This is a genomic window from Microbacterium sp. CSI-V, assembly GCF_001984105.1.
In the GTDB taxonomy this organism is placed as follows: Bacteria; Actinomycetota; Actinomycetes; order Actinomycetales; family Microbacteriaceae; genus Microbacterium.
Map to the genome: position 1 here is coordinate 1278054 of NZ_MTQM01000009.1, position 25426 is coordinate 1303479.

Consider the following 25426-nt stretch of genomic DNA (forward strand, 5'->3'; position numbering starts at 1 on the left):
CGGTCAGACGCGCTGGCGACGCCCCGCCCGCGCCGCGAACGCGTCGAGAGCGTCGAGGATCTCTTCGCTCCGCCAGAACGGCCCCAGCTTGTGCTCGGCCTTCGAACGGACGATACCTGCGTCGACGAGCGCCTTCAGCGGCGGGTACACGTTGGGCTGGGCGATCCCCAGCGCCCCGGCGGCCGTCGCCGAGTCGAGGACGGGTCGAGACGCGAAGATGTCCAGGAGACGCCAGGCGCTCGAGTCACGACGGGCGGTCAGCCGATCATTCCAGGACCCGCGAACAGCGTCGATGTTCGAGACGAGCTCTCGGCTGTTGGACACGGCGCGGAAAGCGGCGGACGCGAAGGCGCGGACGATCGGGTTGGGGTCTCCCGCGCGGTAGGCGGTCAGCGCGGAGTGATACCCGTCGACATCCGCCAGGAGGCCCGCGGAGACGGGAACAGCGACGTTCCTGGTGACGCCGCGGTAGCGAAGCAGCGATTGTGCGAGGGCTCGGCCCGTCCGACCGTTGCCGTCGGTGTAGGGGTGGATCGTCTCGAACTGCGCGTGGGTGATCGCGACGGAGGTGAGCGAGGGCACGTCCCAGCGCGCCGCGAACTCGGCGAGGTCGTCGATGAGAGCCGCAACGCGTTCATGATGAGGCGGGACGAACTCGGCTCCGACGGGCGAGTCCCCTCGCGTTCCGATCCAGTTCTGTTCGCGGCGATACTCGCCGGGAGTGTGTCGGGGCTGCGATTCCATCAGAACCCGATGCATCGCCGCGATGCTCGCGGGCGTGATCTGTTCCGCGAGGTCGAGAGCCGCCTGAAGTGAGCGCGTGTTCGCGGCTATCAGCTCGGCGTTTCGAGACCCCTTGGCCCCGAGCTCGGCCGAGAAGATCGCGCGTGCGGATGCCGTGAGGTTCTCGATCTGCGACGAGGACGCGGCCTCCGAACGAAGGAGAACCGGGGCGAACCCGGCGACCCGGCTCCCGAGTTCCGCGTCGAATCGCGCGAGCTCAGCCGCCGCCTCATCGGCGTCGGCGGCGACCTCGGGGAGCAGCACGGGATGGCGCGAGGCGATCATCGGCGGCACGGACGCGTCGTAGGCGACGCTCGCGCGACCCGCGCGTGCGGCGCGGACCCCCATGGCGGCGGCCGGCACCCACTCCCGTCTCTCATGGTCGATCGCCGGCCAGGACGGGTCGAGCTGATCCCCCGATTCGCCCGCGGCGGCGTGGTCGGGCGGCAATTCCTCAGAACTCATAAGAAGTCCCCAAAAATTTATGACTTAAGGCACTATCTCATAAAATCGGACGCGTGCCTTCTGAGGAAGGCAGCTCACTCCCCGACGAGACGCGCCGACGCCGTCGCCATGTGCACGGCCATCGCGGATGCCGCGGCGTCGGCGTCCCGCGCGCGGATCGCGCGGTCGACGGCATCGTGTTCGGCGATGGCCCGGGTCGCGTCGTCCGCGCTCTGTACCGCGCGGTCGGCGTAGACCTGCAGCAGCGAGCGGACGACGTTGAGCTGGTCGACGAGGAGGGCGTTGCCGGCGGCGTGGCCGAGGGCGTCGTGGAAGTCGCGGTCGGCTCGCGCGAACGCGCGGAGGTCGTGACGCGACCGGGTCATCTCGGCCAGCGTCGCCGCGATGCGTTCCCGCGCGGCCTCGTCGGCGCGGTCCGCGGCCAGGCGGGCGACGTAGATCTCCAGCCCCGCGCGGAGGTCGAGGAGTTCGGCGGTGTCGGTGTCGCCGAGGAGCAGTCCCCAGCGCAGCGTCTGCGGAAGCAGTGAGCTCGCGGTGCCGCGCAGGTAGGTGCCCGAGCCGGGACGGACGTCGACGATGCCGAGGATCTCGAGCGCCGCGAGCGCCTCGCGGACGGCCGAGCGCCCGACGCCGAGCGTCGTGGAGAGCGCACGCTCGGCGGGCAAGCGCGTGCCCGGGGCGATGGAGCCCGTGGTGAAGAGATCGAGCAAGCGGCGAGCGACCTCGCTGACCGGCGACCCCGCGGGGAGGGCCTCGAGTGCGGCCGCGATCTCGTGGCTGCGGTCGGCGGGGTAGGCGGGCACGCCTTCAACCTAGCGGCCACCGAAGTCGTGCTTGCAATTGGTCAACCGGTTGGCCAATATAGACGAGCGCGCCGATGCGCCCCGAATCGAACGGAGTCAACGTGGACACCTCCACTCCCCTCGCAGCGGAACCCGACGTCGCGCGTCGAGCCATCCGCAAAGTGGCCTGGCGACTGGTCCCCTTCGTCGCCCTGATGTTCTTCATCAACTACCTGGACCGCACCGCGATCGGCTTCGCCGCCCCGAACGGGATGAACGACGATCTCGCTCTCAGCGCCGCGCAGTTCGGCTTCGCCTCCGGCGTCTTCTTCGTCGGCTACATCCTTCTCGAGGTGCCCTCCAACCTCGCCCTGCACCGCTTCGGCGCCCGCCGCTGGCTCGCCCGGATCATGGTGACCTGGGGCATCGTCGCGCTGCTGTTCACGTGGGTGCAGAACTTCGAGCAGCTCGTGATCCTGCGCTTCCTGCTGGGTGTGGCCGAGGCCGGGTTCTTCCCCGGGGCGATCCTCTTCCTCAGCCTGTGGGTGCCCGCGGCGCATCGCGGTCGCATCCTGATGCTCTTCTACCTCGCCCAGCCCCTGACGACCGTGATCGGGGCCCCTCTCGCGGGAGCTCTCATCCAGCAGCACGGCACGTTCTTCGGCCTCGAGGGATGGCGTTTCATGTTCTTCGGCGTCGCGATCCCGGCGATCGTGGTGGGCGTCATCGCGTGGTTCTACCTCAAGGACAAGCCCGCCGACGCGAACTGGCTCGCCGCCGACGAGAAGGAGTGGCTGACCGCCGCGCTCGCGAAGGAATCGGCCGCGACCGCGGCGAGCCAGAAGCACGTCTCCGCGCGCTTCGCCTTCCGCAGCGGGCGCGTGTGGATGCTGTCGTTCATCTACTTCGGCTTCATCTACGGCCTGTACGCCCTCGCCTTCTTCCTGCCCACGATCATCAACGGGTTCCAGGAGCAGACCGGGGCCTCCTTCGACGTGTTCCAGAAGGGCCTCATCACCGCCATCCCCTACGTCCCGGCGGCGATCGCGATGTACTTCTGGTCCCGCGACGCCTCGCGACGAGGACTGCGCACGTGGCACATCGTGGTCCCCGCGCTCGTGGGCGCGGTCAGCATCCCCCTGGCCCTGTTCGCGGGCTCCCCCGCCCTGACGATCGCCGTGATCACGCTGACCGCGATGGCGATCTTCGCCGCGCTGCCGAACTTCTGGACCCTGCCGACGAAGTTCCTCACCGGCGCCGCCGCCGCGGCCGGCGTGGCACTCATCAACACGATCGGCAACCTGGCCGGCTTCAGCGCGCCGTACGTCACCGGCGCCGTGCACGACTGGACGGGCGGCTACGAGGTCCCGATGTTCATCGTCGGCGCCGTGATGCTGGTCTCCGCGATCCTCATGGTCGTCCTCGCCCGCCGGACGGCGGCCGCACCCGCCCCGACGCCCGAGGCGATCGACGTCGAGGAGACGGCTCGGTGACCCGTCTCTGGAACGAGCCGGCGGCGTTCGCGGACGAGATGATCGACGGCTTCGTCGCGGCCAACGGCCGCTACGTCCGCCGCATCCCGGGAGGGGTCGCGCGCGCGACGACCTCGCCGAGCGGGCAGGTCGCGGTCGTGGTGGGCGGCGGCTCGGGCCACTACCCGGCCTTCGGTGGTCTCGTCGGCCCGGGCCTGGCGCACGCGGCAGCGATGGGCAACCTCTTCGCCTCCCCATCGACGCAGCAGGTGTACAGCGCGGCGCGGACCGCTGACAACGGCGGCGGGGTGTTCTTCGCCTACGGCAACTACGCCGGCGACGTCCTGAACTTCGACGCGGCACAGGAGCGCCTGCGCAGCGAGGGCATCGACGCGCAGACCGTCACCGTCACCGACGACATCTCCTCCGCACCTCCCGCGGAACGCCACCGGCGGCGGGGCATCGCGGGCGATCTCACGGTCTTCCGCGCCGCCGCGGCCGCCGCCGAACGGGGGGACGACCTCGACGGAGTGGCCCGCGTCGCCGCCCTCGCCAACGAGCGCACCCGCTCCTTCGGCGTGGCGTTCACGGGCTGCACGCTCCCCGGCGCTCAGGACCCGCTGTTCAGCGTCGCCGAGGGGCGCATGGCGGTGGGGCTCGGCATCCACGGCGAACAGGGGATCGACGAGACCGCGATCCCCACCGCCGACGGACTCGCCGAGATGCTGGTGGCGGCCCTGCTAGACCCCGCCGAGGTCCCCGACGGCGTGGCATCCGTCTCCGGCGCCCGCGTGGTGCCGGTGCTGAACGGGCTCGGCTCGCTCAAGTACGAGGAGATGTTCGTCGTGTACCGGCGGATCGCCCAGCTCCTCGAGGACGCCGGGATCGAGATCGTCGACCCGCACGTGGGCGAGTACTGCACCTCGTTCGACATGGCCGGCACGTCGCTGACGCTCTACTGGCTCGACGACGAACTCGCAGCGCTCTGGGAGCACCCGGTCGACACCCCCGCCTACCGGCGAGGAGCGGTCGCCGCGACCGAACGCGTGTCGGCGCCGGTGGCCGAGACGGAGACCGCCGACGACATGCCGGATGCCGACGACACCTCGCGCGCGACGGCGCAGACGGTGCGTCTCGCGGTGGAGGCGATCGCCGACACCATCGACGCGCACGTCGACGAGCTCGGACGCCTGGATGCCGTCGCCGGCGACGGGGACCACGGCATCGGGATGCAGCGCGGCGCCCACGCGGCGCAGGCCGCGGCGGACGCCGCCGCCGCCGCGGGCGCGGGGGCCGCCACCACGCTGCGGCGCGCCGCGGACGCGTGGGCCGATCGCGCAGGCGGGACCTCCGGCGCGCTGTGGGGAGTGATCCTCGGCGCGATCGCCCGCACGCTGGGCGACACGGGTGCGCCGACGGCCGCCGACGTCGCGGGCGGGGTGTCCGCCGCCTCACGCGCGGTCACCGACTACGGGAAGGCCGAAGTGGGCGACAAGACGCTCGTCGACGCTCTCGTGCCCTTCGCCGCGACCCTTTCCCACGCGATCGACGGCGGCGCCTCGCTCGCCTCCGCCTGGGCGTCCGCGGCCGACTCGGCCGACCGGGCCGCCGCGGCGACCGCCGATCTGCTGCCCCGCAAGGGCCGCGCCCGCACCCACGGCGAACACGCCGTGGGAACCCCCGACCCGGGCGCCGTCTCCCTCGCGCTCATCACCGCCGCGATCGCCCCCGTGCTGGCGACCGCCTCCGAGAACGGAACCCCCTCATGACCTCTCCCCTGCGCATCGTGATCGGCTCCGACGACGCCGGCTTCGACTACAAGGAGATCCTCAAGCGCGACCTCGAGGCCAACGACGGCGTCCTCGCGGTCACCGATGTGGGCGTGGACGCCGACGGCCACACGCCCTACCCGACGGTCGCGATCGAGGCGGCCTCGCGCGTCGCCGACGGCGAAGCCGACCGGGCGCTTCTGATCTGCGGAACCGGACTGGGCGTGGCGATCGCGGCCAACAAGGTCCCCGGCATCCGCGCGGTCACCGCGCACGACTCCTTCTCGGTCGAGCGCGGGGTGCTGTCCAACAACGCGCAGGTGCTCACCATGGGGCAGCGGGTCGTCGGGATCGAGCTCGCGCGACGGCTCGTGCGCGAGTGGCTCACCTACCGCTTCGACGACTCCTCGGCGAGCGCCGAGAAGGTCGCCGTCCTCACCGCGTACGAGAACACCGGATCCTGCTGATGACCGCACCGGTGTGGGTCGGGGTGAGCCTGAAGACGTACTTCGGACACGCCCGCGCCCTCGCGTGGCTGGACGACGTCGCCCGTATCGCCCGTGAGACACCCGCCATCGCCTCCGGCGCGGTGCGGCTCGTCGTCGTCCCCACGTACCTGCAGATCCCCGCGGCGCTCGCGGTCTTCGCCGGAACGGACGTGCGGGTGGGTGCCCAGGATGTCTCCGCACACCCGGCCGGCGCCTTCACCGGCGAGATCACGGCTTCCGAGCTCGCGGAGATCGGTGTCGCGTTCGCCGAGATCGGTCACGCCGAGCGTCGACGCCTGTTCGGGGAGACCGACGCGGAGACGGCGGCGAAGGCCGCGGCCGCGCTGACCGCGGGTCTCACGCCGCTCCTCTGCCTGGGCGAGACCGGGAGAACCGCCCCCGAGATCGCTGCCGCGACCGTCGTGGCCCAGCTCCACGCGGATCTCGAGGGTGCACCGGCGGGCGCGGTCACCGTCGCCTACGAGCCGGTGTGGGCGATCGGCGCGGAGTCCCCGGCATCCCTCGCGCACATCGTCCCCGTCGCGCGGGCGCTGCGCGCGGCGCTCGACGCCCTGCCGGAGCGTGCGGGCAGCGCGGTGGTGTACGGCGGGTCGGCGGGGCCGGGCCTGCTCACCGACCTCGGCGGGGCGGTCGACGGCCTGTTCCTCGGCCGCTTCGCCCACGACCCCGCGCAGCTTCGCCGCGTCCTCGACGAGGCCGCCGCCCGCGCGGGGGTGAGCGCGTGATCGGCCTGGGAACCTACGCGTTCTTCTGGCAGCACTCCGCCCTCGCTCCCGAACCCCTGACGCTCCGCGGAGCCTTCGAGGCCACCCGTGCGCTCGATGTGGGGCTGTTCCAGATCTGCGACTACGCCCCTCTGGAGCACATGGGCGATCGCGAGCTGGCCGAGGCGGCGACCGCCGCACGTGATCTCGGGGTCATCGTGCAGCTCGGCACGAAGGGCCTCACTCCCGAGCGGCTCCAGCGCTTCCTGTGCCTCGCCGAGGTCTTCGACGCCCGCCTCCTCCGCTCGATGCTCAGCGGCCCGGAGGGCACTCCGACACTCCGGCAGGCCGAGCTCTGGCTCGCCGACACCCTGCCCTCGTTCGAGGACGCCGGGGTGACCCTGGCCCTCGAGACCTACGAGCAGGTCGCCACGGTCGACCTCGTCGACCTGGTGTGGTCGCTGTCGAGCGAGAGCCTGGGCATCTGCCTCGACCCCGCGAACGTCGTCGCCCGCCTCGAGCAGCCGGCCGCCTGCGTCGAGGTGTGCACGGAACTCGTCGCCAACGTGCACGTCAAGGATTTCGCTTTCCATCGCCGCGACGGCTGGGTCGGCTTCGAGTACACCGGCGCTCCGATGGGTTCGGGACTGCACGACTACCCCCACCTCCTCGACACCGTCCGACCGCGCGAGCGCGGCATCGACGAGATCGTCGAGCACTGGCTCCCCTGGCAGGGGGATGCCGAGACCACCGTCCGCCTCGAGCGGGAATGGACCCGCACCACCATCGACTACCTCAGGAGCACCCCATGACCGAGACCACCACCGACCTCCACTCGATCGCCGTCATCGGCGCGGGCGGGAAGATGGGGATGCGCGTGTCGAACAACCTCGCGCGTACCGCCCACCCCGTGGCCTACGTCGAGAACTCCCCCGCCGGTCGCGAGCGCACGATCGCCGCGGGCCGGGAGCTCACCGAGGCGGCCACCGCGGTCGCCGACGCCGACATCGTGGTGCTCGCCGTCCCCGACCTCGCCCTCGGCGCGGTCACGGCCGAGCTCGTTCCGCAGCTGAAGTCGGGAGCGATCGTGCTGACGCTCGATCCCGCCGCCGCCTACGCGGGCCTGCTCACCACGCGCGCGGACGTCATCCAGGCGGTGGCCCACCCGTGCCACCCGTCGGTCTTCCTCGAGCGCACGACGAAGGAGGAGTGGGCCGACACCTTCGGCGGCATCGCCGCCCCGCAGGACGCGATCGCCGCGATCGAGTCCGACGACCCCGTCAAGCGGGCGATCGTCGAGGCGACCGTCCGCGCGATCTACGCCCCCGTCATCGACGTGCACTGGGTCACCGTGAAGCAGCTCGCGCAGCTCGAGCCCACGCTGGTGGAGACGGTGGCGTGCATGATCGGTTCGCTCCTGAACGAAGCGCTGGACGAGGCCGTCCACACGATGGGCGTGCCCGAGGCGGCGGCGCGCAGCATCCTCTACGGCCACACGCAGGTGGCGCTCGCGAACGGACTCCGCGGCGACAACCCCTTCAGCGACGCGTGCCTCATCGCCATGGACTACGGCCGCGAGAGCATCATCAAGGAAGACTGGAAGAAGATCTTCCGCGACGACGAGCTCGACAAGAACCTCGCCCGGATGCTCGACCTCGACCGGATCGCACGCTGAGGAGACGACCATGAGCAGACTCACCGGGAAGACCGCTCTGGTCACGGGCGCCGCCAAGGGCATCGGCTTCGCCGTGGCCGCCCGCTTCGTCGCCGAGGGCGCGCGCGCCGTGATCGCGGACGTGGATGCCGCCGGCGCCCGCGCCGCGGCTGAGGGCTTGGGTCCGGACGCGCGGGCGCTCGCGATGGACATCTCGGACGAGGAGTCCGTCGCCGGAGGGTTCGCCGAACTGCAGAGCGCGGGATGGGAGCCCGACGTCGTCGTCGCCAACGCCGGGGTGCAGCTGTTCGGTCGGGACGCCCCCGCCGCCGAGCTCGACCTCGACGTGTGGCGCCGGACGCTCGACATCAACCTCACCGGGGCGTTCCTGACCGTGAAGTACGCGGTGCGATCGATGCTCCGCGGCCGCGGCGGGTCGATCATCCTCACCGGAAGCCCGACCGCGGTCAACGGCGAAGGCAAGGACTTCACCGCCTACAGCGCGTCCAAGGCCGGTGTGCACGGCCTGGCCCGCACCGTCGCTGCGGCATATGCCGCCGACGGCATCCGCGTGAACACCGTCCAACCCGCGTACACCGAAACGCCGCTGGTGGCCGCGATCACCGACGACCCCGAGGCGCGCGCCGCCATCGTCGGGCGCATCCCCGTCGGTCGCGCGGGAACGCCCGACGACGTCACCGGCATCATGGTGTACCTCGCCAGCGACGAGGGCGCGTTCGCCACCGGCGCGACGTTCGTCGTCGACGGCGGCATGACCACGCTCTGACATGACCTGGAACGACGACGAGGTCGCGTGGTCGAGCGGCCCGTGGACCCTGACGCGGCGGCGCGGCGACGAGTTCGCCGACATCGCGTTCCGCGGCCGCCCGGTGCTGCGCAGCGTCCGCCTCGCCGTCCGCGACCGGGACTGGAACACCCTCCCGCTCTCCGTCGACGAGGTCCGCGACGAGCCCGGATGTCTCCGCCTCGGCGTTCGCGCGTCGGCCGACCCCGGAGGCCTCGAGGGCGAGCTCGTGGCGCGCGCGGACGACGACCGGCTCGAGATCGCGGTCGACCTGATCAGCACCGCGGCGTTCGAGACGAACCGGACCGGACTCGTGGTGCTCCACCCGCCGAGGGTGAGCGGCCGCGCCCTCTCCGTGGACCATCCGGACGGCTCGTCCGAGGCCACCCGTTTCCCCGACGGGATCAGCCCGCACCAGCCGGCGACGGACATCGCCGCACTCCGGTGGTCCTCGGATGCCGGGGAGATGCGGATGACGTTCTCGGGCGACGTGTTCGAGATGGAGGACCAGCGCAACTGGACCGACGCGTCGTTCAAGACGTACAACCGCCCCCTCGCTCTGCCCTTCCCGGTCCGGCTCGCCGCCGGGGAGCGCGTCGCGCAGACCGTGGTGATCGAGCGCGTCGGTCCCGTGCCGCCGCCCGAGCCGACGGGGCCGGCGGTCATCGACCTGCGCGCCGAGGGGACCGCGCCGTCCCTCGGCATCGGCGCGAGCACCGCCCCCGACCCCGTCGAGGAGGTCGATGACCGGCCGTTGCCCGTCGACACGGTGCTCGTCGAGCTCGACCTGGCCTCGCCCGCGTGGCCCGCCGCCCTCGCCCGCGCGCGGCGCGCCGGGCTCCCGCTCGACGTCCGCTTCGTCGTCGACGAGCAGCGGCCGGACGCCCTGCAGGACGGCGTCGACGCGCTCACGGGGATCGACGTGCGCCGCGTGGCCGCTTTCCGAGCCGACGGTCCCGCCCGGCACGTTTCCGACGCGGAGACGGTGGCGGCCCTCCGCGCGGCGAGCGGGCGCGCGGGGCTGAGGGCGCCCGTCGCGGGCGGGGTGCGGACGCACTTCACCGAACTCAACCGCGAACACCACCGCCTCCCGGCCGGGCTCGACGGCCTCGGCTTCGCGATCACCCCCCTCTTCCACGACGTGAGCACCGCGCAGCTGGTCGAGTCGGTCGCGATGCAGAGACGGGTGGCGGAGCAGGCGGTCCGGCTGTCCGGCGGGATCCCCGTCGACATCGGCCCGATCGGACTGCTCCCGCACGTGAACGCCGTCTCGACGACCGCCGAGCCGCGACCGTCGCAGCCCGATCTCCGCGACGGCTACGGCCCGGCGCTCCTCCCCTCCGCAGACCCGCGCCAGGATGCCGTCGAGCTCGCCGCCTGGACCATCGCGAGCGCCGCAGCCCTCACCGTGCCGGGCGTGCGATCTCTGACCTACTTCGAGGAGTGGGGGGCGCGCGGCATCCGGAGGCCGGACGGCACGGACCGACCGGTGGCCGCGGCGATCGCCGCCCTCGCGGAGCTCGGCGGTCATCCCGCGCTCACGGGCGACTCGCCGGACGGGTCCGTCTGGGCGGTCGGGGCGCTCACCCCGTGGGGCGCCGTCGTGCTGCTCGCGAACCTCGACCACCGGGCCCGCGACCTCGAGGTACGCACCCCGCGCGGGTCGACCTCGGTCCGGCTGGAGCGTTCCGGCTGGGCGAGGATCGTCCTGCCCTGAGGCGCATTGCGGCCCTACCGCATGGCATCCCCTGCGTGCAAAGGCCAATCCGAAACACACAGTGTCTCCGAAGATGTGTGAAAGGCGACCGAATGGTCGCTGTCAGAACTCTGGGAGGTTCATCATGAGCTCGTCACCGAACCGCATCGTCGCGACCGTCTTCGGCGCCGTCTACCTGCTCGTCGGTCTGCTCGGCTTCGCCGTCACCGGCGGCGTCGGCTTCATCAGCAACGAGGGTGGCCTGCTGCTGGGCATCTTCGCGGTCAACCCGCTCCACAACATCGCGCACCTCCTGATCGGTGCCGCGCTGCTCATCGCCGGTCTCGCCAACGCGCGCGCCGCCAAGGGCGTCAACACCACCGTCGGTGCGGTCTACCTGCTCCTCGGTATCGTCGGCTTCTTCCTCACCGGACCGGCCAACATCCTCGCCCTCAACGTGCCCGACCACTTCCTCCACCTCGCGAGCGCCGTCGTGCTCCTGGGTGTCGGCCTCGGCACCGAGCGCAACGTCCCCCGCACCGCGGCGGTCTGAGCGTGAACGCCGCGACCTTCGTCCGGTCGTGGCCCTCCGTGTCCGCATGGGGGGCAGGCCTGATCCTCGCCGCCCTCGGTGCGGGCGCCATCGTCGGACCCAGCTCCGGGATCGCCTCGCGCGGTCTCGGAGCGGGTCTGGTCGTCCTCGGGGTGGCCGCGCTCGTCTGGGGTGGAGCCGTGCTCGCCCTGGGTCGGTTCGTCGCCCCGCGCACGACGCTGGCGGGAGTTCTGGCGGGAGTCCTCGCGGCATCCGCCCTGATGTTCGTCCTGCCGACTCACACCAGCATCGTCGCGGTCACCGCCGCCACGTTCCTCCTCATCGTGGTCGGCGCGGCCGTCGCGGTGCACGTCCGGCGCGGCGGACGCGAGGGCTCAGCCCCGCGGACCGCGCAGCCGATGAGCGTGTGGGGGCTCCTGCTCGCCGCGTCGATCATCGCCGTCGTCGTCACCCCCGCTCTGGGGGCGACGCAGGACGCGGTGCTGATCCGCGACGACGGCAGCGTCCCCGTCATCACCCACGAGGGTCACTGATCCGGCCCTTCCGCCTCCCGCGGGATGGCACGCTGGAACGGTGACGTCCTCACCCCCGGTCCCGGCGCCGATCGCGCGGTTGCGCGCCAAGCTCCTCACCGCCCTCGCGGGCGACCCGACCGGGATGGCGCCGTACGTCCGCGCGATCGCCGAGGGCGACGACGGCGGCTACTTCGTCGAGAACGGTCCCGCGTGGACCGTCCATGCCGGAATGGGCACCTTGGTCGCCGGCATCCGGGCCCTTCTCCTGCAGGCGCTGCACCCCGGGGCGCTCGCGGGGGTCCACGACTGGTCGCGCTACCGCGAGGACCCGATCGGGCGCCTCACCGGCACCGTGCGCTGGGTCATCACCCTCACGTACGGATCCCAAACCCAGGCGGATGCCGAGACCGCCCGCGTGGGCCGCTTCCACCAACGCGTGCGGGGGACGTACGTCGGCGGCGACGGAGACGCGCGCGGCTACACCGCCGAGGACCGCGACCTCGTCCGGTGGGTCCACATCGCCTTCACCGACGCGTTCCTGCGGAGCCACCAGGCCTACGGCGGCCCGATCCCCGGCGGCGCCGACGCGTACGTCGCCGACTGGGCGACGGCGGGTCGGCTCATGCGCCTGCCCGATCCGCCGCTCACCGAGGCCGCCCTCCGCGCCGAGCTCGAGGGGTTCCTCGACCGTGGCGAGCTGCGCCACGACGAGCGGGTCGACGACGTCGTCCGTTTCCTGCGGAAGCCCCCGTTCACGGGACTCATGGGCGTGGCCTACCGCGTGCTGTTCGCCGCCGCGGTCGCGACCTTCCCACCGCGGGTGCGCAAGATGCTGGGCATCCGCCGCTCGTGGCTGCCGGTGAAGACCGCGACACGCCTGATCCTGCGGATCACCGAACGCGCGCTCGGATCCGGTCCGCGCGCGCAGGACATGGCGCGGCTGCGGCTGCGCCGCCTGGGGCTGTAGCGCCGGGCCGGGTTCGCGGGTCGCGGCCCGTTCAGTGTCCAAGACACGCCGACGCGCCCGCGCAGGATCGGCGTGTCTTGGACACTCGAGCGGCGCGGCACGGCGCGGCGACGCGGACGCGACGCGGCGGAGGCTCCGGCGCCACCCGCTCCCCACCGACGTAGCCTGGAAGCACCCGAGCACACGGCGGAGGCGGCATGAGCGACGATCCGAGGCAGGCGGCGGAGCGCTATCGCCTGGACCGGCGGCTGCGGGATGCCGGGCTGGAACCCGAATCCGCACCGTCGCCGGCGCGGGGGTCGACCGCGGCCGAGCGCGCCGCCTACGTGGAGACCTCGATCCAGCAGGCCATCCGGCGCGGAGAGTTCGACGACCTCCCCGGTGCCGGGAAGCCGCTCCCCGACCTCGGCGGCAGCCACGACCCCGACTGGTGGATCCGTCGCAAGATCGAGACTGAGAAGCTCTCGGGCCTCGGGCCGCCCGCGCTCACCCTACGGGTCGAGCACGCCGAACTCGCCGATCGCCTGGACGCCCTGTCGCGCGAGGGCGACGTCAGGGAGGCGCTCGAGGACTTCAACCGCCGCGTCATCGAGGCCCGCCGGCAATTGCTCGGCGGCCCGCCCGTGGTGACACCGACGGTGGACGTGGATGCCGAGCTCGCGGCGTGGGCGTCGCGACGCCGCGCGCGCGGGGACGCGGTGGCACCCGCGCCGCCGCCGCGTCGCCGCCACTGGTTCCGGCGCTGACCTGCGCCGCGGCGGGATGGCGGCCATTTCACGTGAACTGACCCAAACCACCCGCTGTTAGCGACCCGCGCCGAGTGATCTCGACCATTTCACGTGATCTCGCCGCCGCGCCACCGGACAGCCGCCTCGCCGCACGGCCACCGCGCCGCCACGGCCCCGCCGACGCGTCAGAGCCGCGCGAGCGCCTCGGCGCGGACGACCAGGGCGCGGGCGCGGGCGAGGGTGGGAGCGTACGAGCCGTCGACCGGGCCGTCGGGAACCTCCGCGAGCACCGCCCGGGCGGCCTCGACCTCGACGGCGCTCGGCGTGAAGCCGGCGTGGGCCCCCGCGATCGCGGCATCCCGCAACACGAGAGTGCCGGTGAAGCCCATCGTGGCCGCGTGCTCGGCGGCATCCCGAGCCTGCTCGATCGGACCGCACGGGCCGTCGATCGGCCCCGCGATCCCCGCCGCCGCCGACGCCACCACCAGCTGCGCGCGCGGCCACGACAGCGCGATGCGGTCGGCCGCCATGCCGGTGTCGCGACGGAAGTCGCCCGTGCCGAACGCCAGGCGCCGGGTCGCGGGGTGGGCGGCGATCGCCGGTGCCGACAACAACGCCGCAGCCGACTCGATCATCGCCACGATCGCCACGCCGGAGGGGAGGGATGCCGCGACGTGAGCGACGTCCGCCGGCCCGGCGCACATCGCGAGGACGACGCCGGCGAGGCGGTCGCCGAGCTCGCGGCCCAGGGCCAGGTCGGCCTCGCCGTCCCGTGTGCCCGCGGCGCTGATGCGCAGCCACACCGGCGCGGTCTCGGCGGCGCGGCGGGCGCGCTCGCGCCCCTCGGTCTTGCGCGCGGCGGGCAGTCCGTCCTCGAGGTCGAGCACGAGCACGTCGGCTGCGGTCTCCCCGCCGGCCGCGAGCGGCGAGCGCAGCAGCCAGGTGCGGGCGAGATCCACGCGCGCGGGGGCGGGGGCGGCCGAAGCCGCCCCCGCCGGGGAGTGCGTCAAGCTCACGAACGGCTCCGAGCCGCCGCCTCCGCCTCCGCCTGAGCGCGGAAGGCGTTGAGCGCCTGCGTGTCCACCGACGCCGGACCGGTGCCGGCGACGGCCGACGCCTCTTCCTTGGCATCCGCCGCCGGAGTGGCGGAGTGGTCGTGACCGGTGAGCAGCGTCTCGTCGAACGGGATGCGACCCGCGAGGACCTCGCCGACGCGCTCGCGGTCGTACTGCTTCGTCCACGCGCCGATGAGCAAGGTCGCGACGGCGTTGCCGGTGAAGTTCGTGACCGCGCGGGCCTCCGACATGAACCGGTCGATGCCGACGATGACGCCGACGCCGTTGACGAGGTCGGGACGGTAGGCGGAGAGACCACCGGCGAGGGTTGCGAGACCGGCACCGGTGACACCGGCGGCGCCCTTGGACGCGATGATCATGAAGACCAGCAGACCGATCTGCTCGGGAACCGACATCGGCGCCCCCATGGCGGTGGCGATGAAGAGCGACGCCATCGTCAGGTAGATCGCGGTGCCGTCGAGGTTGAACGAGTATCCGGTCGGGACGGTGATGCCGACGACCGGCTTCGAGACGCCGAGGTGCTCCATCTTCGCGATGAGGCGCGGAAGCGCCGCCTCGGACGACGAGGTGCCGACGATGAGGAGGTACTCGCGGCCGAGGTACTTGATCAGCGAGAAGATGTTGACCCGCGTGACGACGTAGAGGAGCGTCCCCAGGACCACGGTGATGAAGAGGAAGCAGGTCAGGTAGAACGAGCCCATCAGGATGCCGAGGCTGATGACCGCGCCGAAGCCGGTCTTGCCGACGACCGCCGCGATGGCGCCGAACGCACCGATGGGGGCGAGCCACAGGATCATGCCGAGGATACGGAAGACCAGCACCTGGAAGTTGCGGATGCCTTCGACCATGCGCGCCCCGCGCTCGCCCATGCCCTGCAGCGCGAAGCCGACGAGGAGGGCGATGAAGAGCACCTGAAGGATGCTGCCGCCGGTGAACGCCGAGAAGAACGTCGTGGGGATGATGCCCAGGATGAAGTCCTGCGTGGTGGTCGCCTCGGGCACGGCGTCGTACGACGCGCTGGCGATGTTGAGGCCCTCGCCGGGGTGGATGATGTTGCCCACCAGCAGGCCGATGCCCAGCGCGAAGGTCGACATCACGACGAAGTACAGCAGCGCCAGACCGCCGATCTTGCCGACCGTGGAGGCCTTGGCGATCGACCCGATGCCGACGACGATCGTGCAGAAGATGACCGGGGCGATCATCATCTTGATGAGGCTGACGAAGCCCTTCCCGATCGGCTCGAGGCCGGTGGCGAACTGCGGGGCGACGAGGCCGACGATGATGCCCGCCGCGACGGCGACGATGACGGCGATGTAGAGCCAGTGGTTGCGGTCGATCTTCTTACGCGGACGACCGTCGCGCGTGGTGCGGAGTGAGAGAGACATTCGCGACTTCCCCTTTTTCTAACGTCTTTGTTGAGTCCGGCGGGGCCGCCGGAGATGTGTCGACTTTGCGGGAGCGCAGAGCCCGGGGCGATTTGTGGTCGTATTGTTCACGGCAGACCGGAACGGACCGGAGAGGGCACGGCATGCGTTTGAGCGTGGGCGGACGACTGGCGATGGTGTCGCTCGGCGTCGTCGTGCTGGTCGCGGGTGTGCTCGCGGCGCTCATGTCCGTGCAGCTGTCGGACTCCGGGCAGCGCCAGGCGCAACAGGTCACGCGCTCCGTCGCCGAGACCCTCGCGCACGAACCGGACGTCGCCGCGCTCGTCCGCGCGCAGGACTCGGCGACGCTTCAGCCGATGGTCGCGGCGATCCTCTCCGATGCCGACCTGTCGTTCGTCACGATCATGACGCCCGACGGCATCCGGCTGACCCACCCCGATCCCTCGCAGATCGGCCAGCCCTACATCGGCTCGCGCGAAGAGGCGCTCGCCGGGGCGACCTACACCGAGGTCTACGAGGGCACGCTCGGCCCGTCCGTGCGGACCATCGCACCCGTCCGCGCCGGCGGAGCCGACGACGGCGAGATCGTGGGCCTCGTCTCGGTCGGGGTCACCCTGGGAGCCGTCCAGGCGGATCTCGCCGCCCGTGTGCCCCTGATCGTCGCCGCCGCTGCCGGCATCGTGGGCATCGGCATCCTGGGGGCCCTGTACGTCCGTCGGAGCGCCCGTCGCGTCACCGGCTCGTACACCCCGCGCGAGCTCGCCCGACTGGTGGAGAGCTACGAGACGGTGCTGCACTCGCTGCGCGAGGGCCTGGTCGTCACCGACAGCGACGGCCGCATCGTGCTGTACAACGACGAAGCCGCCGACCTCCTCGGCCTCCCGCCGGCGACGCAGGGGCAGACGAGTCTGGACCCGCGTGAGACCGACATGGATGCCGCCCTCGCCGACGCGATCGCCACCGGGCGCCGCATGGTCGAGGAGACCGTGGCCACCGGCGACCGCGTGCTGCTGGTGAACCAGGAGGAGGCCCGCGACCTCACCGGTCGGCGCGCGCCGGAACGCGGTCGGGTCATGACCCTCCGGGACCGGTCCGAGCTCCAGGCCCTGCTCGGCGAGCTCGAGGGGGTGCGGACGCTCACCGACACCCTCCGCTCGCAGACGCACGAGCACGGCAACCGGCTGCACGCCCTGCTGGCACTGCTGGAGCTCGGACGGGTCGACGACGCGCGGCAGCTCATCGCGGCATCCACGGAGGACCGTCAGGATCTCGCCGACCGCATCGTCTCGGGCAACGACGGCGCCGTCGTCGTCGCTCTGCTGCTCGGGAAGCTCGACGAGGCCGCCGAGCACGGTGTCGCCCTCGACCTCGACGTGGAGGAACCCACTCCCGCGCTGCCGCTGGCCCCGGCCGAGGCGGTGACCGTGGTCGGCAACCTCGTGGACAACGCGATGGATGCCGCCACCGCCGGCCCCGATCCGCGCTGGGTGCGCGTGTCGCTCACGCGGCGAGGACCCGATGTCGCGATCGAGGTGAGCGACAGCGGGCCGGGGTTCGATCCGACCCTCGCCGACCCGTTCGCGTTCGGCGCCTCGACGAAGCCGGCCGCGGCTCCCGGCGGTCGCGGTGTGGGGCTCGCGCTCGTCCGCGACATCGTCTCGGCCCACGGCGGCACGCTGCACGTCACCGACGCGCCCACGACGGTGCGCGTCGTCCTGCCGGCCCCGGTCGAGGCGGTGCCCGCGTGATCCGCGTGCTCGTCGTCGACGACGACGCGCTCGCTCTCGAACTGCACGCCGCGTACGTGGAGCGCCTGCCCGGGTTCGAGGTCGTCGGGCAGGCGGCGGGAGCCCGCGCGGCGCTGACCGCGATCGCCGATCCCGCCCGCCCCATCGACCTCGTGCTGCTGGACATGACCATGCCCGACGGCGGCGGCCTCGACGTCGCCCGGCGCGTGCGCGCGATGGGCGCGGGCGTGGACATCATCGCCGTGACCGCGGTCCGGGATGCCGCGACCGTCCGCGCGGCGGTGTCGACCGGCGTCGTGCAGTACCTGATCAAGCCGTTCACGTTCGCTGCGTTCCGCGAACGCCTCGAGGCCTACCGCGCGTACGCCGAGGGCCTGGACCGTGCGGCCGGGGAGGCCACGCAGTCCGAGGTGGACGCGCTGCTCGGGTCGCTGCGGACCATGGCGCCCGCGCTGCCCAAGGGCCTGAGCGAGGAGACGCTGCAGGCCGTCGCGGAGCGCGTCCGCACGGCATCCGGCGCCGTGTCCTCGACCGAGGTCGGCGAGCGCGAGGGCATGTCGCGCGTCACCGCCCGCCGGTATCTCGAGCACCTCGCCGACGTCGGCCGCGTGCGCCGCGAACCGCGCTACGGCGGCCCCGGCCGCCCCGAGATCACCTACGCCTGGGTCCGGGCCTGACGCGGCGGCGGGTCGCCCTCACCCCGCCGACATCACGTGAACTCGGCGAACGCACACGCCACGGCGCGGCAACGACGCGTCGCCTCGCCCAGATCACGTGAACTGGACGGCGCGCTCACGGCGCGGCCACGACGCGTCGCCTCGCCCACATCACGTGAGCTCGCCGAGCGCACACGCTCCGGCGCGGCCACGACGCGTCACCTCGCCCAGATCACGTGAACTGGCACCGCCGCGAGCCCCCGCGCGGACCCGCGTCAGAGGTCGAACGCCGCCCGCACGCCCTCGTTCACCACGACGCCCGAGCGCACGTTCAGGCCCTTCGCGAGGGCGGGATCGGCGGATGCCGCGGCCTCCCAGCCCGCGTCGGCGATCCGGGTGATGTAGGGCAGCGTGGCGTTGGAGAGCGCGCGCGTCGAGGTGTGCGGGACCGCGCCGGGCATGTTCGCCACGCAGTAGTACAGCGAGTCGTGCACCCGGAACGTGGGGGCGTCGTGGGTGGTGGGCCGCGACCCCTCGAAGCATCCGCCCTGGTCGATCGCGATGTCCACGAGCACCGAGCCGGGCTTCATCGCCGCGACCATGTCGTCGGTGACGAGCTTGGGCGCCGCGGCGCCGGGGATCAGCACCGACCCGATGACGAGGTCGGCGTCGGCCAGCTGCTCGGCGATCTCGAGGCGGGTGGACGCCCGCGTCTGGATCGCGCCGCCGAACCGTTCCTCGAGCTGGCGGAGCTTGGGGAGGGAGATGTCGATGACGGTGACGTTCGCGCCGAGACCGAGCGCGTTCGCCGCGGCGTGCTCCCCCGCGACGCCGCCGCCGATCACCACGACCTTGGCCTTGGGCGTGCCGGGCACCCCGCCGGGAAGCAGGCCCCGACCGCCGGACGCGCGCAGCAGGTGGTGGGCACCCTCGATGATCGAGAGGCGTCCGGCGACCTCGCTCATCGGGGCGAGGAGCGGCAGGGCGCGGTCCGCGGTCTGCACCGTCTCGTACGCCACCGCCGTCGTTCCCGCCGCCACCAGGGCGTCGGTGAGCGGGCGGTCGGCGGCGAGGTGCAGGTACGTGAAGAGGGTGAGGTCGGCGCGCAGGTGCCCGTACTCGGGAGCGATGGGCTCCTTCACCTTGACGAGGAGCTCGGCGCGCGCCCAGGTCTCGTCGGCCGTCGCGACGATCTCGGCGCCGGCCAGGCGGTACTGGTCGTCCGAGAATCCACTGCCCTCACCGGCACCGGCCTGGACGAGGACCTCGTGGCCCCGGTGCACGAGAGCGTCGACGCCCGCCGGTGTCATGGCGACGCGGTTCTCGTTGTTCTTGATCTCGGTGGGCACGGCGACGCGCATCGGTCTCTCCTCTGAGTGGTCGTGGCAGGAAGGATCGCAGGAATCCATGTTTCCGTGGCGTTACTCCGCAGATCCTTCGGTATGGATGCCATTTCCACCGGTATCGTCGGATCGGAGCCGTCCCACCCGATTGCCGCGCCGAAGGATCTGCGATGCCCGAAGACGACCTGCACCCGCTCGACGCGCGCATCATCGAGCTCCTCTCGGCGGATGCCCGCATGACGAACGCCGCCCTCGCCGACGCGCTCGGCGTCGCGGCATCCACGGCTCACACCCGCGTCCGCGGGCTCGTCGACCGCGGGCTCATCACCGGCTTCCACGCCGCGGTCGATCAGAGCCGCCTGGGGCGCGGACTGCAGGCCATCGTCGGCGTGACCCTCCGGCCCGGCCAGCGGCACGAGAGCATCCGCGCCTTCGCCCAGGAGATCCGGCGGCACCCCGACGTGATCCAGCTGTTCTTCCTCGGCGGTGCCGACGACTTCCTCGTCCACATCGCGGTCGACGACTCCTCCTCCGTGCGCCGGTTCGTCGTCGATCAGCTCTCGGCCCGGCACAGCGTGGCATCCACGCGCACCAGCATCATCTTCGAGTACCACCGCAACGCGCTCGCGGCCGATTTCGACTGAGCGGCCGCCCGTCCGCCGGTAGGGTGTCGGAAACCGCAGACCACCGCACCGGCGAGGGGGATCCGTGCTGCTGACGATCGGGCTCGCCGTGATGTGCATCGGTGTCGCCTTCGGCGTCGTCGGCATCGCCCTGCCGCGGGCCTCGGCTCCCGTGCCGTTCACCACGTTCATCCAGTACGCCGTCATGGCCGGCATCTTCTCGATCGGCTCGACGGTGATGTACGTCGTCAACCGGTACGACGGCGCGCGTCTGGCCCTCGTCGTCGGCGACGCCACGATGGTCCTCGCCGCAGGAACCATGGCGGTCGCGCTCGCGGGACTGGCGGTCGGCCGTCGTCGGGCGGCCCTCGGGCTCGTGGCCGTGACGGCGATCGCCGTCGGCGCGAGCACGGCGGCGACCAGCGAAGACGTGTCGCTGATGATCAAGGCCGCCATCCTCGCCGTGGTGTGCGGCGTGTGCACCCTCGCCGCGGTCCGCTCCCCCGTCGCGCCGAGGCGACCTGCACTGCTGATCGCCGCCGCCATGGGTCTGTACACCGTCTACTCCGCCGCGCGCGCCCTCGTCGGCGTTGCGACGGGGTGGGCGGGACCGGTGGGCGCGGTGTTCCGCTCGCTGGAGATCGGTTCCGCGGTCGCGATCGCCACCGTCCTGGTCTGCGGGCTCGGCATCGTGCTGGCCCTCCGCATCTCGGGACAGGTCTCCGACGGCGAGCCCCGCGAGCATTCGGTCGTCGTCATCGGCGATGCCCAGCTCGTCGCGAGTGCGTTCGGTTCCGACCGGCTGCGATCGCTCGTGAACGAGTTGCGCGCGGCCGCGCACGCGCTCGACGACCATGCGGTCGATGTCCGCAACGGCGTGGCGACGGCGATGCCCTCGGCACTGCCGACGCTCGGCGAGCAGATGCAGAACGGCTTCGGGTGGAGCCCCGAAGAGATCGCGCTGCTGGTCGAAGGCGACGGTCGACGCGGACGGACGAACCGCCGCTGACCGCCGCGGGTCACCCCAGGGCGACCGCGATCGCGGCGATGTCCGCGGGGGTCGAGCGGCAGCATCCCCCCACGAGCCGCGCTCCCGCCGCGACCCACGACGGTGCGGCGTCGGCGAGCGGCGCCGCGCCGCCCCGCCACGTGCGGGTCGCGGCATCCCACCGCTCCCCCGTGTTCGGATAGGCCACGAGCGGAACCGCGGGGGCGGTGGCGAGCGCCGGTCCGACGCTCTCGGGTGCGCAGCAGTTGACCCCGACCGCCACGACCCCCGGGACGGATGCCGCCACCCGCAGGGCCGCCGCGAGCGCGCCGGCCTCGGCGTATCCGGTGCTGTCGGCCGACAGGCTCACGAACGCCGGCACGCCCAGGTCGGCGAGTTCGAGGGCGAGCGCCTCGACCTCGAGGGGTGAGGGGATCGTCTCGACCGCGAGCAGATCCGCCCCCGCGTCGGCGAGCACCGCGAGACGGCGACGGTGAAAGGAGCGCAACCGGGCGAGGTCGAGACCGTAGTCGCCCGTGTACTCGCTCCCGTCGGCGCGCAGCGCGCCCACGGGGCCGACGGATGCCGCGACCAGACCGTCGCCCGCGTCGCGCGCGAGCGACACCGACCGCCGCAGCAGCATGTCGACGTCGGCATCCGGGATCTCGCCCCCGAAACCGACCTGGTACGAGGCGGTGATCAGGACGTCCGCGCCCGCGGCCGCGAACTCGGCGTGGCCCGCGCGCACCTCGTCGGGGTCGTCGCGCAGCACGCGGGCAGACCACAGCGACGACGACACGTCGTTGCCGCGGCTCTCGAGCAGCGTGCCGAGCCCTCCGTCGAGGAGGAGGGGGCGGGTGGCGAGATCGATCACGCCTCGTGGGTCTCGCCGGCGGCGAGGACCCGCAGCGCTCGGGCGAGAAGGGCCTGATCGGTCCGGCTCACGTCCCGCAGGGCGTCGGCCTCCAGCCGGACGAGCTCGGTCATCGCGGCATCCACGCGTTCGATGCCCTCGGGCGTGATCGCGACGAGGATCGCACGGCCGTCCGACGGGTTGGGGCGGCGGTTCACGAGCCCGCGGTCGGCGAGCTTGTCGAGACGGTTGGTCATCGCCGCGCTGCCGATCATGGTCGCCGAGATCAGGCGCGTGGCGCTGAGCTCGGTGCCGGCGCGGCGGAGGACGGCGAGGACGTCGAACTCCCACACGGCGATGTCGGCGCTGGCGAAGGCGCGGGCGCGCAGCTTCGACAGATGGAACGCCGCGCGCCGCAGTCGCGACATGACGTCCAGGGGTGTCAGGTCGACCTCGGGCAGCAACTGCGACCAGGCGTCGATGAGGAGATCGACCTCATCGTCCTTGTTGCTGGAGACAGTGGACACACCTCGACGGTACCGGAGCCGAGAGGGGATGCGGCGCGCGCGGCGGCGGGTTGCGGCGGCGGGGCTGCGGGTACGGGGCGCTCCGGAGCGTCGTCCGCGCGCCCCGCCGTGCCCGCGGCGACACTCAGCCCAGGCGCCGGGCGAGCTCCGCGCCGGCCACGGTCAGCCATCGCGTGGGGTCGCCGAGCGCCGCCTTCGACGACCCGGCGAGCGCGACGAGGGCGACCGCGGCGTCGAACGCCGACGTGTCGGCATCCGGGGCGATGCGTCCCGCGACCAGACCCGCGCGGCGCCCTTCGGCCCGGGCGAGCGCCGCCACCCGAGCGGGGGCCTTCCCCGTGGCGGAGCTGACGTCGAACGAGCCCTCGCCCGTCACGACGACGTCGGCGGCCGTCACCGCCGCGGCGAGGCCGACGAGCTCGGCGACCCGCTCGGCACCGAGGACCAGCTCGGCGCCCCACGCACGCAGCGCCGCCCCCGTCCCCCCGGCAGCCCCGGCGCCCGGGTGGGCGGCGTCGGTGCCGAGCAACTCGGCGGCGCGGGCGAGGGCGGCATCCGCGTCCGCGATGTCGTCGGGACCGAGGCCCTTCTGCGGGCCGAACACCGCGGCGGCCCCGGCCGGACCGCTCAGCGGACTCCCGACGTCTGTGAGCACGAGCACCCCACCGGCGGGGAGCGCGCGCAGCCCGTCGACGTCGATGCGCGCGGCGGTGCGCACGCCGCGCAGCCCGGGCGCGACGTCGCGGCCCTCGGCATCCGTGATCCGCGTACCGAGGGCGGCGAGGACGCCGAAGCCGGCGTCGGTCGACGCGCTCGACCCGATCGCGAGCACGAGGCGCGAGACACCGTGGTCGAGCGCGGCGGCGATCGCCTGCCCGAACCCGCGCGTGTCGGCGTCGAAGGGACGGAGGTCCCCGTCGAGGAGCTCGATACCCGAGGTGGATGCGAGCTCGACCACGCCGGTCCCCTCCGGCGCCTCGTCCGTCGGGGGAAGAAGCACCCAGGATGCCGCGACCTCACGGCCGTGAGGAGCGGTGACCGTGACCGGCATCCGTCGCGCTCCGGGCACGGCGACGAGGAACGCGTCGAGGGTGCCCTCACCCCCGTCGGCCATGGGGAGCTCGACGGTCTCGTCGTCACCGCGGACGGAGCGCCATCCCGCGGCGAGCGCTCTCGCCGCAGCCACGGCTGACAGGGATCCCTTGAACCCGTCCGGGGCGAACAGCACGCGCATCACGCGCCGACCCTACCGCGGCGCCCGCCGCGCCCCCGCGTCGATCCCGCGCCGCTCCGCCCGGCCCGTCCCGCGCCGCCCGGGCCGCCCGGGCCCGGCCCGGCCAGGGTTGAGTGTCCAAGACACGCGGACAGGGCCGCTCGGCATCCGCGTGTCTTGGACACTGAACGCAGGAACGGAATGGGGACGGGGCAGGGGCAGCGGCAGCGGCTCCGTCGCCCCCCAGTGTCCAAGACACGCCGTATGCACCCGGTGCCCAACGGCGTGTCTTGGACACTCAACGCGGAACGGGAACGGAACGCGGGACGGGGACGCGGCGCCGGCAGCGGCAGCGGCTCCGTCGCCCGCTCAGTGTCCAAGACACGCCCTATGCACCCGGTTCCCAACGGCGTGTCTTGGACACGCAGCGAGGGCGGGGCGCCGCGCGGCACAGGCGCGCGGGCACCACGGGCGCGGCAGCACCGCGGGCGCGGCAGCACCGCACGGCGGGGTCAGCGCCGCGGGGGTGGGGCCGTCGTGCCGCGGGCGACGAGGCGCGTCGCGAGTTGCAGGTGGGTCTCGGGGAGCTCTTCGCCGGCGAGGAGCGCCAGGACCATCCGCACGGCTTCGGCGCCGAGGATCTTCATCGGCTGACGCACCGTCGTCAGCGGCGGCTGCGCCCGCGCGGCCTCGGGCACGTCGTCGAACCCGACGACCGACAGGTCGTCCGGCACGCGCAACCCGCGGGCGGCCGCCACCTCCACGATCGAGAGCGCCGAGAGGTCGTTCGCGGCGAAGACCGCGGTGGGCGGGTCGGGCAGGGCGAGCATCGCGTGCGCGGCCTCGCGGGCGACGTCCTGCTCGTAGTGCCCCTGCCCCACGAGGGCGGGATCGAACGGGATGCCGGCGGCCGACAGCGCCTCGCGGTACCCCGAGGCACGGGCGACCGCCGACCGCAGGTCGGGGCGCCCGGCGATGAAACCGATGCGGCGGTGGCCGAGCTGCACGAGGTGGTGGACGGCCTGCTGCGCGCCGGTGAAGCTGTCGGACTCGACCGTCGGCAGGTCGGCGCGGCCGGTGTGGGGATCGATGGCCACGATGGGCACCTCGGCGGCGACGTTCACGACCGTCGGGGTGACCAGGATGGCCGCATCGATGAGCGTGCCGCTCAGGCGGCTGAGCGAACGGCGCTCCCACCCCTCGCCGTCGCGCCGCGCACCGGTGTACGCCAGCAGGTCGTACCCCGTGCCCGAAAGCGCTCCCCCGACGCCCTTGAGGATCTCCGCCGAGAACGGCTCGATGTCGGCCACGAGCACGCCGATCACCCCCGTCCGCCGGGAGCGCATGCTGCTGGCGACGAGGCTGGACTCGTAGCCGAGGGCGCGGACCGCGTCGAGGACACGGCTGACCGTCTCGGGCGACACGCCGTAGCGGCCGTTGACGGCCTTGGACACCGTGGCGACCGAGACGCCGGCCGCCGCGGCGACGTCGTGGATGGTGACACGCCGGGTCATGGCATCCGACCCTAGCGTGGAAATCATTTTCGAAAACGTTTGACGACGTCGTTCGTCCAGGTGACACTGCTGCCACCCGGGCCGCACACCCGGACGTG

At 72.8% G+C, this 25426-nt stretch carries 25 protein-coding genes; 16 read left to right on the top strand and 9 right to left on the bottom strand.

The window, feature by feature from the left end; translation table 11 throughout:
- Positions 1 to 3 precede the first annotated feature (3 nt).
- Positions 4 to 1248 (bottom strand): Fic family protein, encoded by a 1245-nt coding sequence (locus CSIV_RS16995; RefSeq protein WP_237488632.1) that lies wholly within the window; start codon positions 1246 to 1248, stop codon positions 4 to 6.
- A gap of 74 nt (positions 1249 to 1322) precedes the next feature.
- A complete protein-coding gene (locus tag CSIV_RS17000; RefSeq protein WP_077052483.1) occupies positions 1323 to 2051 on the bottom strand; it encodes a FadR/GntR family transcriptional regulator in 729 nt (242 codons plus the stop codon).
- Positions 2052 to 2152: 101 nt separating this feature from the next.
- Between CSIV_RS17000 and CSIV_RS17005 the strand changes: the two genes are divergently transcribed.
- The 12 genes from CSIV_RS17005 (at position 2153) to CSIV_RS17060 (ending at position 13420) form a co-directional block, all read left to right on the top strand.
- Positions 2153 to 3523, top strand: a complete 1371-nt coding sequence (locus CSIV_RS17005) for an MFS transporter (protein ID WP_077052741.1) — start codon at positions 2153 to 2155, stop codon at positions 3521 to 3523.
- Positions 3520 to 5271, top strand: a complete 1752-nt coding sequence (locus CSIV_RS17010; RefSeq protein ID WP_077052484.1) for a dihydroxyacetone kinase family protein — start codon at positions 3520 to 3522, stop codon at positions 5269 to 5271. The genes CSIV_RS17005 and CSIV_RS17010 overlap by 4 nt, the downstream gene beginning before the upstream one ends.
- On the top strand, positions 5268 to 5738 hold the full coding sequence (locus tag CSIV_RS17015) for a ribose-5-phosphate isomerase (RefSeq protein ID WP_077052485.1): 471 nt from the start codon (positions 5268 to 5270) through the stop codon (positions 5736 to 5738). Before CSIV_RS17010 ends, CSIV_RS17015 begins: the two co-directional genes overlap by 4 nt.
- Entirely contained in the window at positions 5738 to 6505 is a 768-nt protein-coding gene (locus tag CSIV_RS17020; protein WP_077052486.1) for a triose-phosphate isomerase family protein, read from the top strand. Before CSIV_RS17015 ends, CSIV_RS17020 begins: the two co-directional genes overlap by 1 nt.
- Positions 6502 to 7296 (top strand): sugar phosphate isomerase/epimerase family protein, encoded by a 795-nt coding sequence (locus CSIV_RS17025; protein WP_077052487.1) that lies wholly within the window; start codon positions 6502 to 6504, stop codon positions 7294 to 7296. The genes CSIV_RS17020 and CSIV_RS17025 overlap by 4 nt, the downstream gene beginning before the upstream one ends.
- Entirely contained in the window at positions 7293 to 8159 is an 867-nt protein-coding gene (locus CSIV_RS17030) for a phosphogluconate dehydrogenase C-terminal domain-containing protein (protein WP_077052488.1), read from the top strand. The genes CSIV_RS17025 and CSIV_RS17030 overlap by 4 nt, the downstream gene beginning before the upstream one ends.
- Positions 8160 to 8169: 10 nt before the next feature.
- Complete coding sequence (locus CSIV_RS17035) at positions 8170 to 8925, top strand: SDR family NAD(P)-dependent oxidoreductase (RefSeq protein ID WP_077052489.1); 756 nt, start codon at positions 8170 to 8172, stop codon at positions 8923 to 8925.
- Between the two features lies 1 nt (position 8926).
- On the top strand, positions 8927 to 10660 hold the full coding sequence (locus CSIV_RS17040) for a hypothetical protein (RefSeq protein WP_077052490.1): 1734 nt from the start codon (positions 8927 to 8929) through the stop codon (positions 10658 to 10660).
- Positions 10661 to 10784: 124 nt separating this feature from the next.
- Positions 10785 to 11192, top strand: a complete 408-nt coding sequence (locus CSIV_RS17045; RefSeq protein ID WP_077052491.1) for a DUF4383 domain-containing protein — start codon at positions 10785 to 10787, stop codon at positions 11190 to 11192.
- A gap of 2 nt (positions 11193 to 11194) precedes the next feature.
- Positions 11195 to 11725, top strand: a complete 531-nt coding sequence (locus CSIV_RS17050; RefSeq protein ID WP_083735201.1) for a hypothetical protein — start codon at positions 11195 to 11197, stop codon at positions 11723 to 11725.
- Between the two features lie 124 nt (positions 11726 to 11849).
- Positions 11850 to 12674: an oxygenase MpaB family protein gene (locus tag CSIV_RS17055; RefSeq protein ID WP_442922938.1), complete on the top strand. Its 825-nt coding sequence runs from the start codon at positions 11850 to 11852 to the stop codon at positions 12672 to 12674.
- Between the two features lie 197 nt (positions 12675 to 12871).
- Entirely contained in the window at positions 12872 to 13420 is a 549-nt protein-coding gene (locus CSIV_RS17060) for a J-domain-containing protein (RefSeq protein WP_077052494.1), read from the top strand.
- A 167-nt stretch (positions 13421 to 13587) separates the two neighbouring features.
- Here the strand turns inward: CSIV_RS17060 and CSIV_RS17065 are convergent, their stop codons facing one another.
- Both CSIV_RS17065 and CSIV_RS17070 read right to left on the bottom strand, forming a co-directional pair.
- Positions 13588 to 14418, bottom strand: coding sequence for an aldolase/citrate lyase family protein (locus CSIV_RS17065; protein ID WP_139340749.1), 831 nt, complete (start codon positions 14416 to 14418; stop codon positions 13588 to 13590).
- Entirely contained in the window at positions 14415 to 15863 is a 1449-nt protein-coding gene (locus CSIV_RS17070; RefSeq protein ID WP_077052495.1) for a cation:dicarboxylate symporter family transporter, read from the bottom strand. The genes CSIV_RS17065 and CSIV_RS17070 overlap by 4 nt, the downstream gene beginning before the upstream one ends.
- Before the next feature lie 143 nt (positions 15864 to 16006).
- Here CSIV_RS17070 and CSIV_RS17075 point away from each other — a divergent pair, with 143 nt between their 5' ends.
- Entirely contained in the window at positions 16007 to 17611 is a 1605-nt protein-coding gene (locus tag CSIV_RS17075) for a sensor histidine kinase (protein WP_077052496.1), read from the top strand.
- The gene (locus CSIV_RS17080; RefSeq protein ID WP_077052497.1) at positions 17608 to 18288 is read left to right on the top strand and encodes a response regulator; all 681 of its coding nucleotides are present in this window, start codon (positions 17608 to 17610) and stop codon (positions 18286 to 18288) included. Before CSIV_RS17075 ends, CSIV_RS17080 begins: the two co-directional genes overlap by 4 nt.
- A gap of 254 nt (positions 18289 to 18542) precedes the next feature.
- Here CSIV_RS17080 and ald read toward each other — a convergent pair whose 3' ends face one another.
- A complete protein-coding gene (gene ald, locus CSIV_RS17085) occupies positions 18543 to 19628 on the bottom strand; it encodes an alanine dehydrogenase (RefSeq protein ID WP_077052498.1) in 1086 nt (361 codons plus the stop codon).
- Between the two features lie 152 nt (positions 19629 to 19780).
- On the opposite strand from ald, the gene CSIV_RS17090 reads away from it, so the two are divergent.
- Positions 19781 to 20254, top strand: a complete 474-nt coding sequence (locus tag CSIV_RS17090; protein ID WP_077052499.1) for an Lrp/AsnC family transcriptional regulator — start codon at positions 19781 to 19783, stop codon at positions 20252 to 20254.
- Positions 20255 to 20318: 64 nt separating this feature from the next.
- The gene (locus CSIV_RS17095) at positions 20319 to 21242 is read left to right on the top strand and encodes a hypothetical protein (protein ID WP_077052500.1); all 924 of its coding nucleotides are present in this window, start codon (positions 20319 to 20321) and stop codon (positions 21240 to 21242) included.
- A gap of 10 nt (positions 21243 to 21252) precedes the next feature.
- Here CSIV_RS17095 and mmuM read toward each other — a convergent pair whose 3' ends face one another.
- From mmuM to CSIV_RS17115, 4 genes are all read right to left on the bottom strand, one after another.
- Positions 21253 to 22095: a homocysteine S-methyltransferase gene (gene mmuM, locus CSIV_RS17100; protein WP_077052501.1), complete on the bottom strand. Its 843-nt coding sequence runs from the start codon at positions 22093 to 22095 to the stop codon at positions 21253 to 21255.
- Positions 22092 to 22601 (bottom strand): MarR family winged helix-turn-helix transcriptional regulator, encoded by a 510-nt coding sequence (locus CSIV_RS17105; RefSeq protein ID WP_077052502.1) that lies wholly within the window; start codon positions 22599 to 22601, stop codon positions 22092 to 22094. The genes mmuM and CSIV_RS17105 overlap by 4 nt, the downstream gene beginning before the upstream one ends.
- Positions 22602 to 22725: 124 nt before the next feature.
- A complete protein-coding gene (locus tag CSIV_RS17110) occupies positions 22726 to 23835 on the bottom strand; it encodes a glycerate kinase (protein WP_077052503.1) in 1110 nt (369 codons plus the stop codon).
- A gap of 491 nt (positions 23836 to 24326) precedes the next feature.
- Complete coding sequence (locus CSIV_RS17115; RefSeq protein ID WP_077052504.1) at positions 24327 to 25328, bottom strand: LacI family DNA-binding transcriptional regulator; 1002 nt, start codon at positions 25326 to 25328, stop codon at positions 24327 to 24329.
- Positions 25329 to 25426: the final 98 nt, after the last annotated feature.

Excerpts from the sequence above, each read along its gene's own strand:
- CSIV_RS17070 (WP_077052495.1), bottom strand. The coding sequence starts at position 15,863 with ATGTCTCTCTCACTCCGCACCACGCGCGACGGTCGTCCGCGTAAGAAG.
- ald (WP_077052498.1), bottom strand. The coding sequence starts at position 19,628 with ATGCGCGTCGCCGTGCCCACCGAGATCAAGAACAACGAGAACCGCGTC.
- CSIV_RS17060 (WP_077052494.1), top strand. The coding sequence starts at position 12,872 with ATGAGCGACGATCCGAGGCAGGCGGCGGAGCGCTATCGCCTGGACCGG.
- CSIV_RS17090 (WP_077052499.1), top strand. The coding sequence starts at position 19,781 with ATGCCCGAAGACGACCTGCACCCGCTCGACGCGCGCATCATCGAGCTC.
- CSIV_RS17020 (WP_077052486.1), top strand. The coding sequence starts at position 5,738 with ATGACCGCACCGGTGTGGGTCGGGGTGAGCCTGAAGACGTACTTCGGA.
- CSIV_RS17015 (WP_077052485.1), top strand. The coding sequence starts at position 5,268 with ATGACCTCTCCCCTGCGCATCGTGATCGGCTCCGACGACGCCGGCTTC.
- CSIV_RS17045 (WP_077052491.1), top strand. The coding sequence starts at position 10,785 with ATGAGCTCGTCACCGAACCGCATCGTCGCGACCGTCTTCGGCGCCGTC.
- CSIV_RS17040 (WP_077052490.1), top strand. The coding sequence starts at position 8,927 with ATGACCTGGAACGACGACGAGGTCGCGTGGTCGAGCGGCCCGTGGACC.
- CSIV_RS17055 (WP_442922938.1), top strand. The coding sequence starts at position 11,850 with ATGGCGCCGTACGTCCGCGCGATCGCCGAGGGCGACGACGGCGGCTAC.
- CSIV_RS17035 (WP_077052489.1), top strand. The coding sequence starts at position 8,170 with ATGAGCAGACTCACCGGGAAGACCGCTCTGGTCACGGGCGCCGCCAAG.
- CSIV_RS17075 (WP_077052496.1), top strand. The coding sequence starts at position 16,007 with ATGCGTTTGAGCGTGGGCGGACGACTGGCGATGGTGTCGCTCGGCGTC.
- CSIV_RS16995 (WP_237488632.1), bottom strand. The coding sequence starts at position 1,248 with ATGAGTTCTGAGGAATTGCCGCCCGACCACGCCGCCGCGGGCGAATCG.
- CSIV_RS17115 (WP_077052504.1), bottom strand. The coding sequence starts at position 25,328 with ATGACCCGGCGTGTCACCATCCACGACGTCGCCGCGGCGGCCGGCGTC.
- CSIV_RS17110 (WP_077052503.1), bottom strand. The coding sequence starts at position 23,835 with ATGCGCGTGCTGTTCGCCCCGGACGGGTTCAAGGGATCCCTGTCAGCC.
- CSIV_RS17030 (WP_077052488.1), top strand. The coding sequence starts at position 7,293 with ATGACCGAGACCACCACCGACCTCCACTCGATCGCCGTCATCGGCGCG.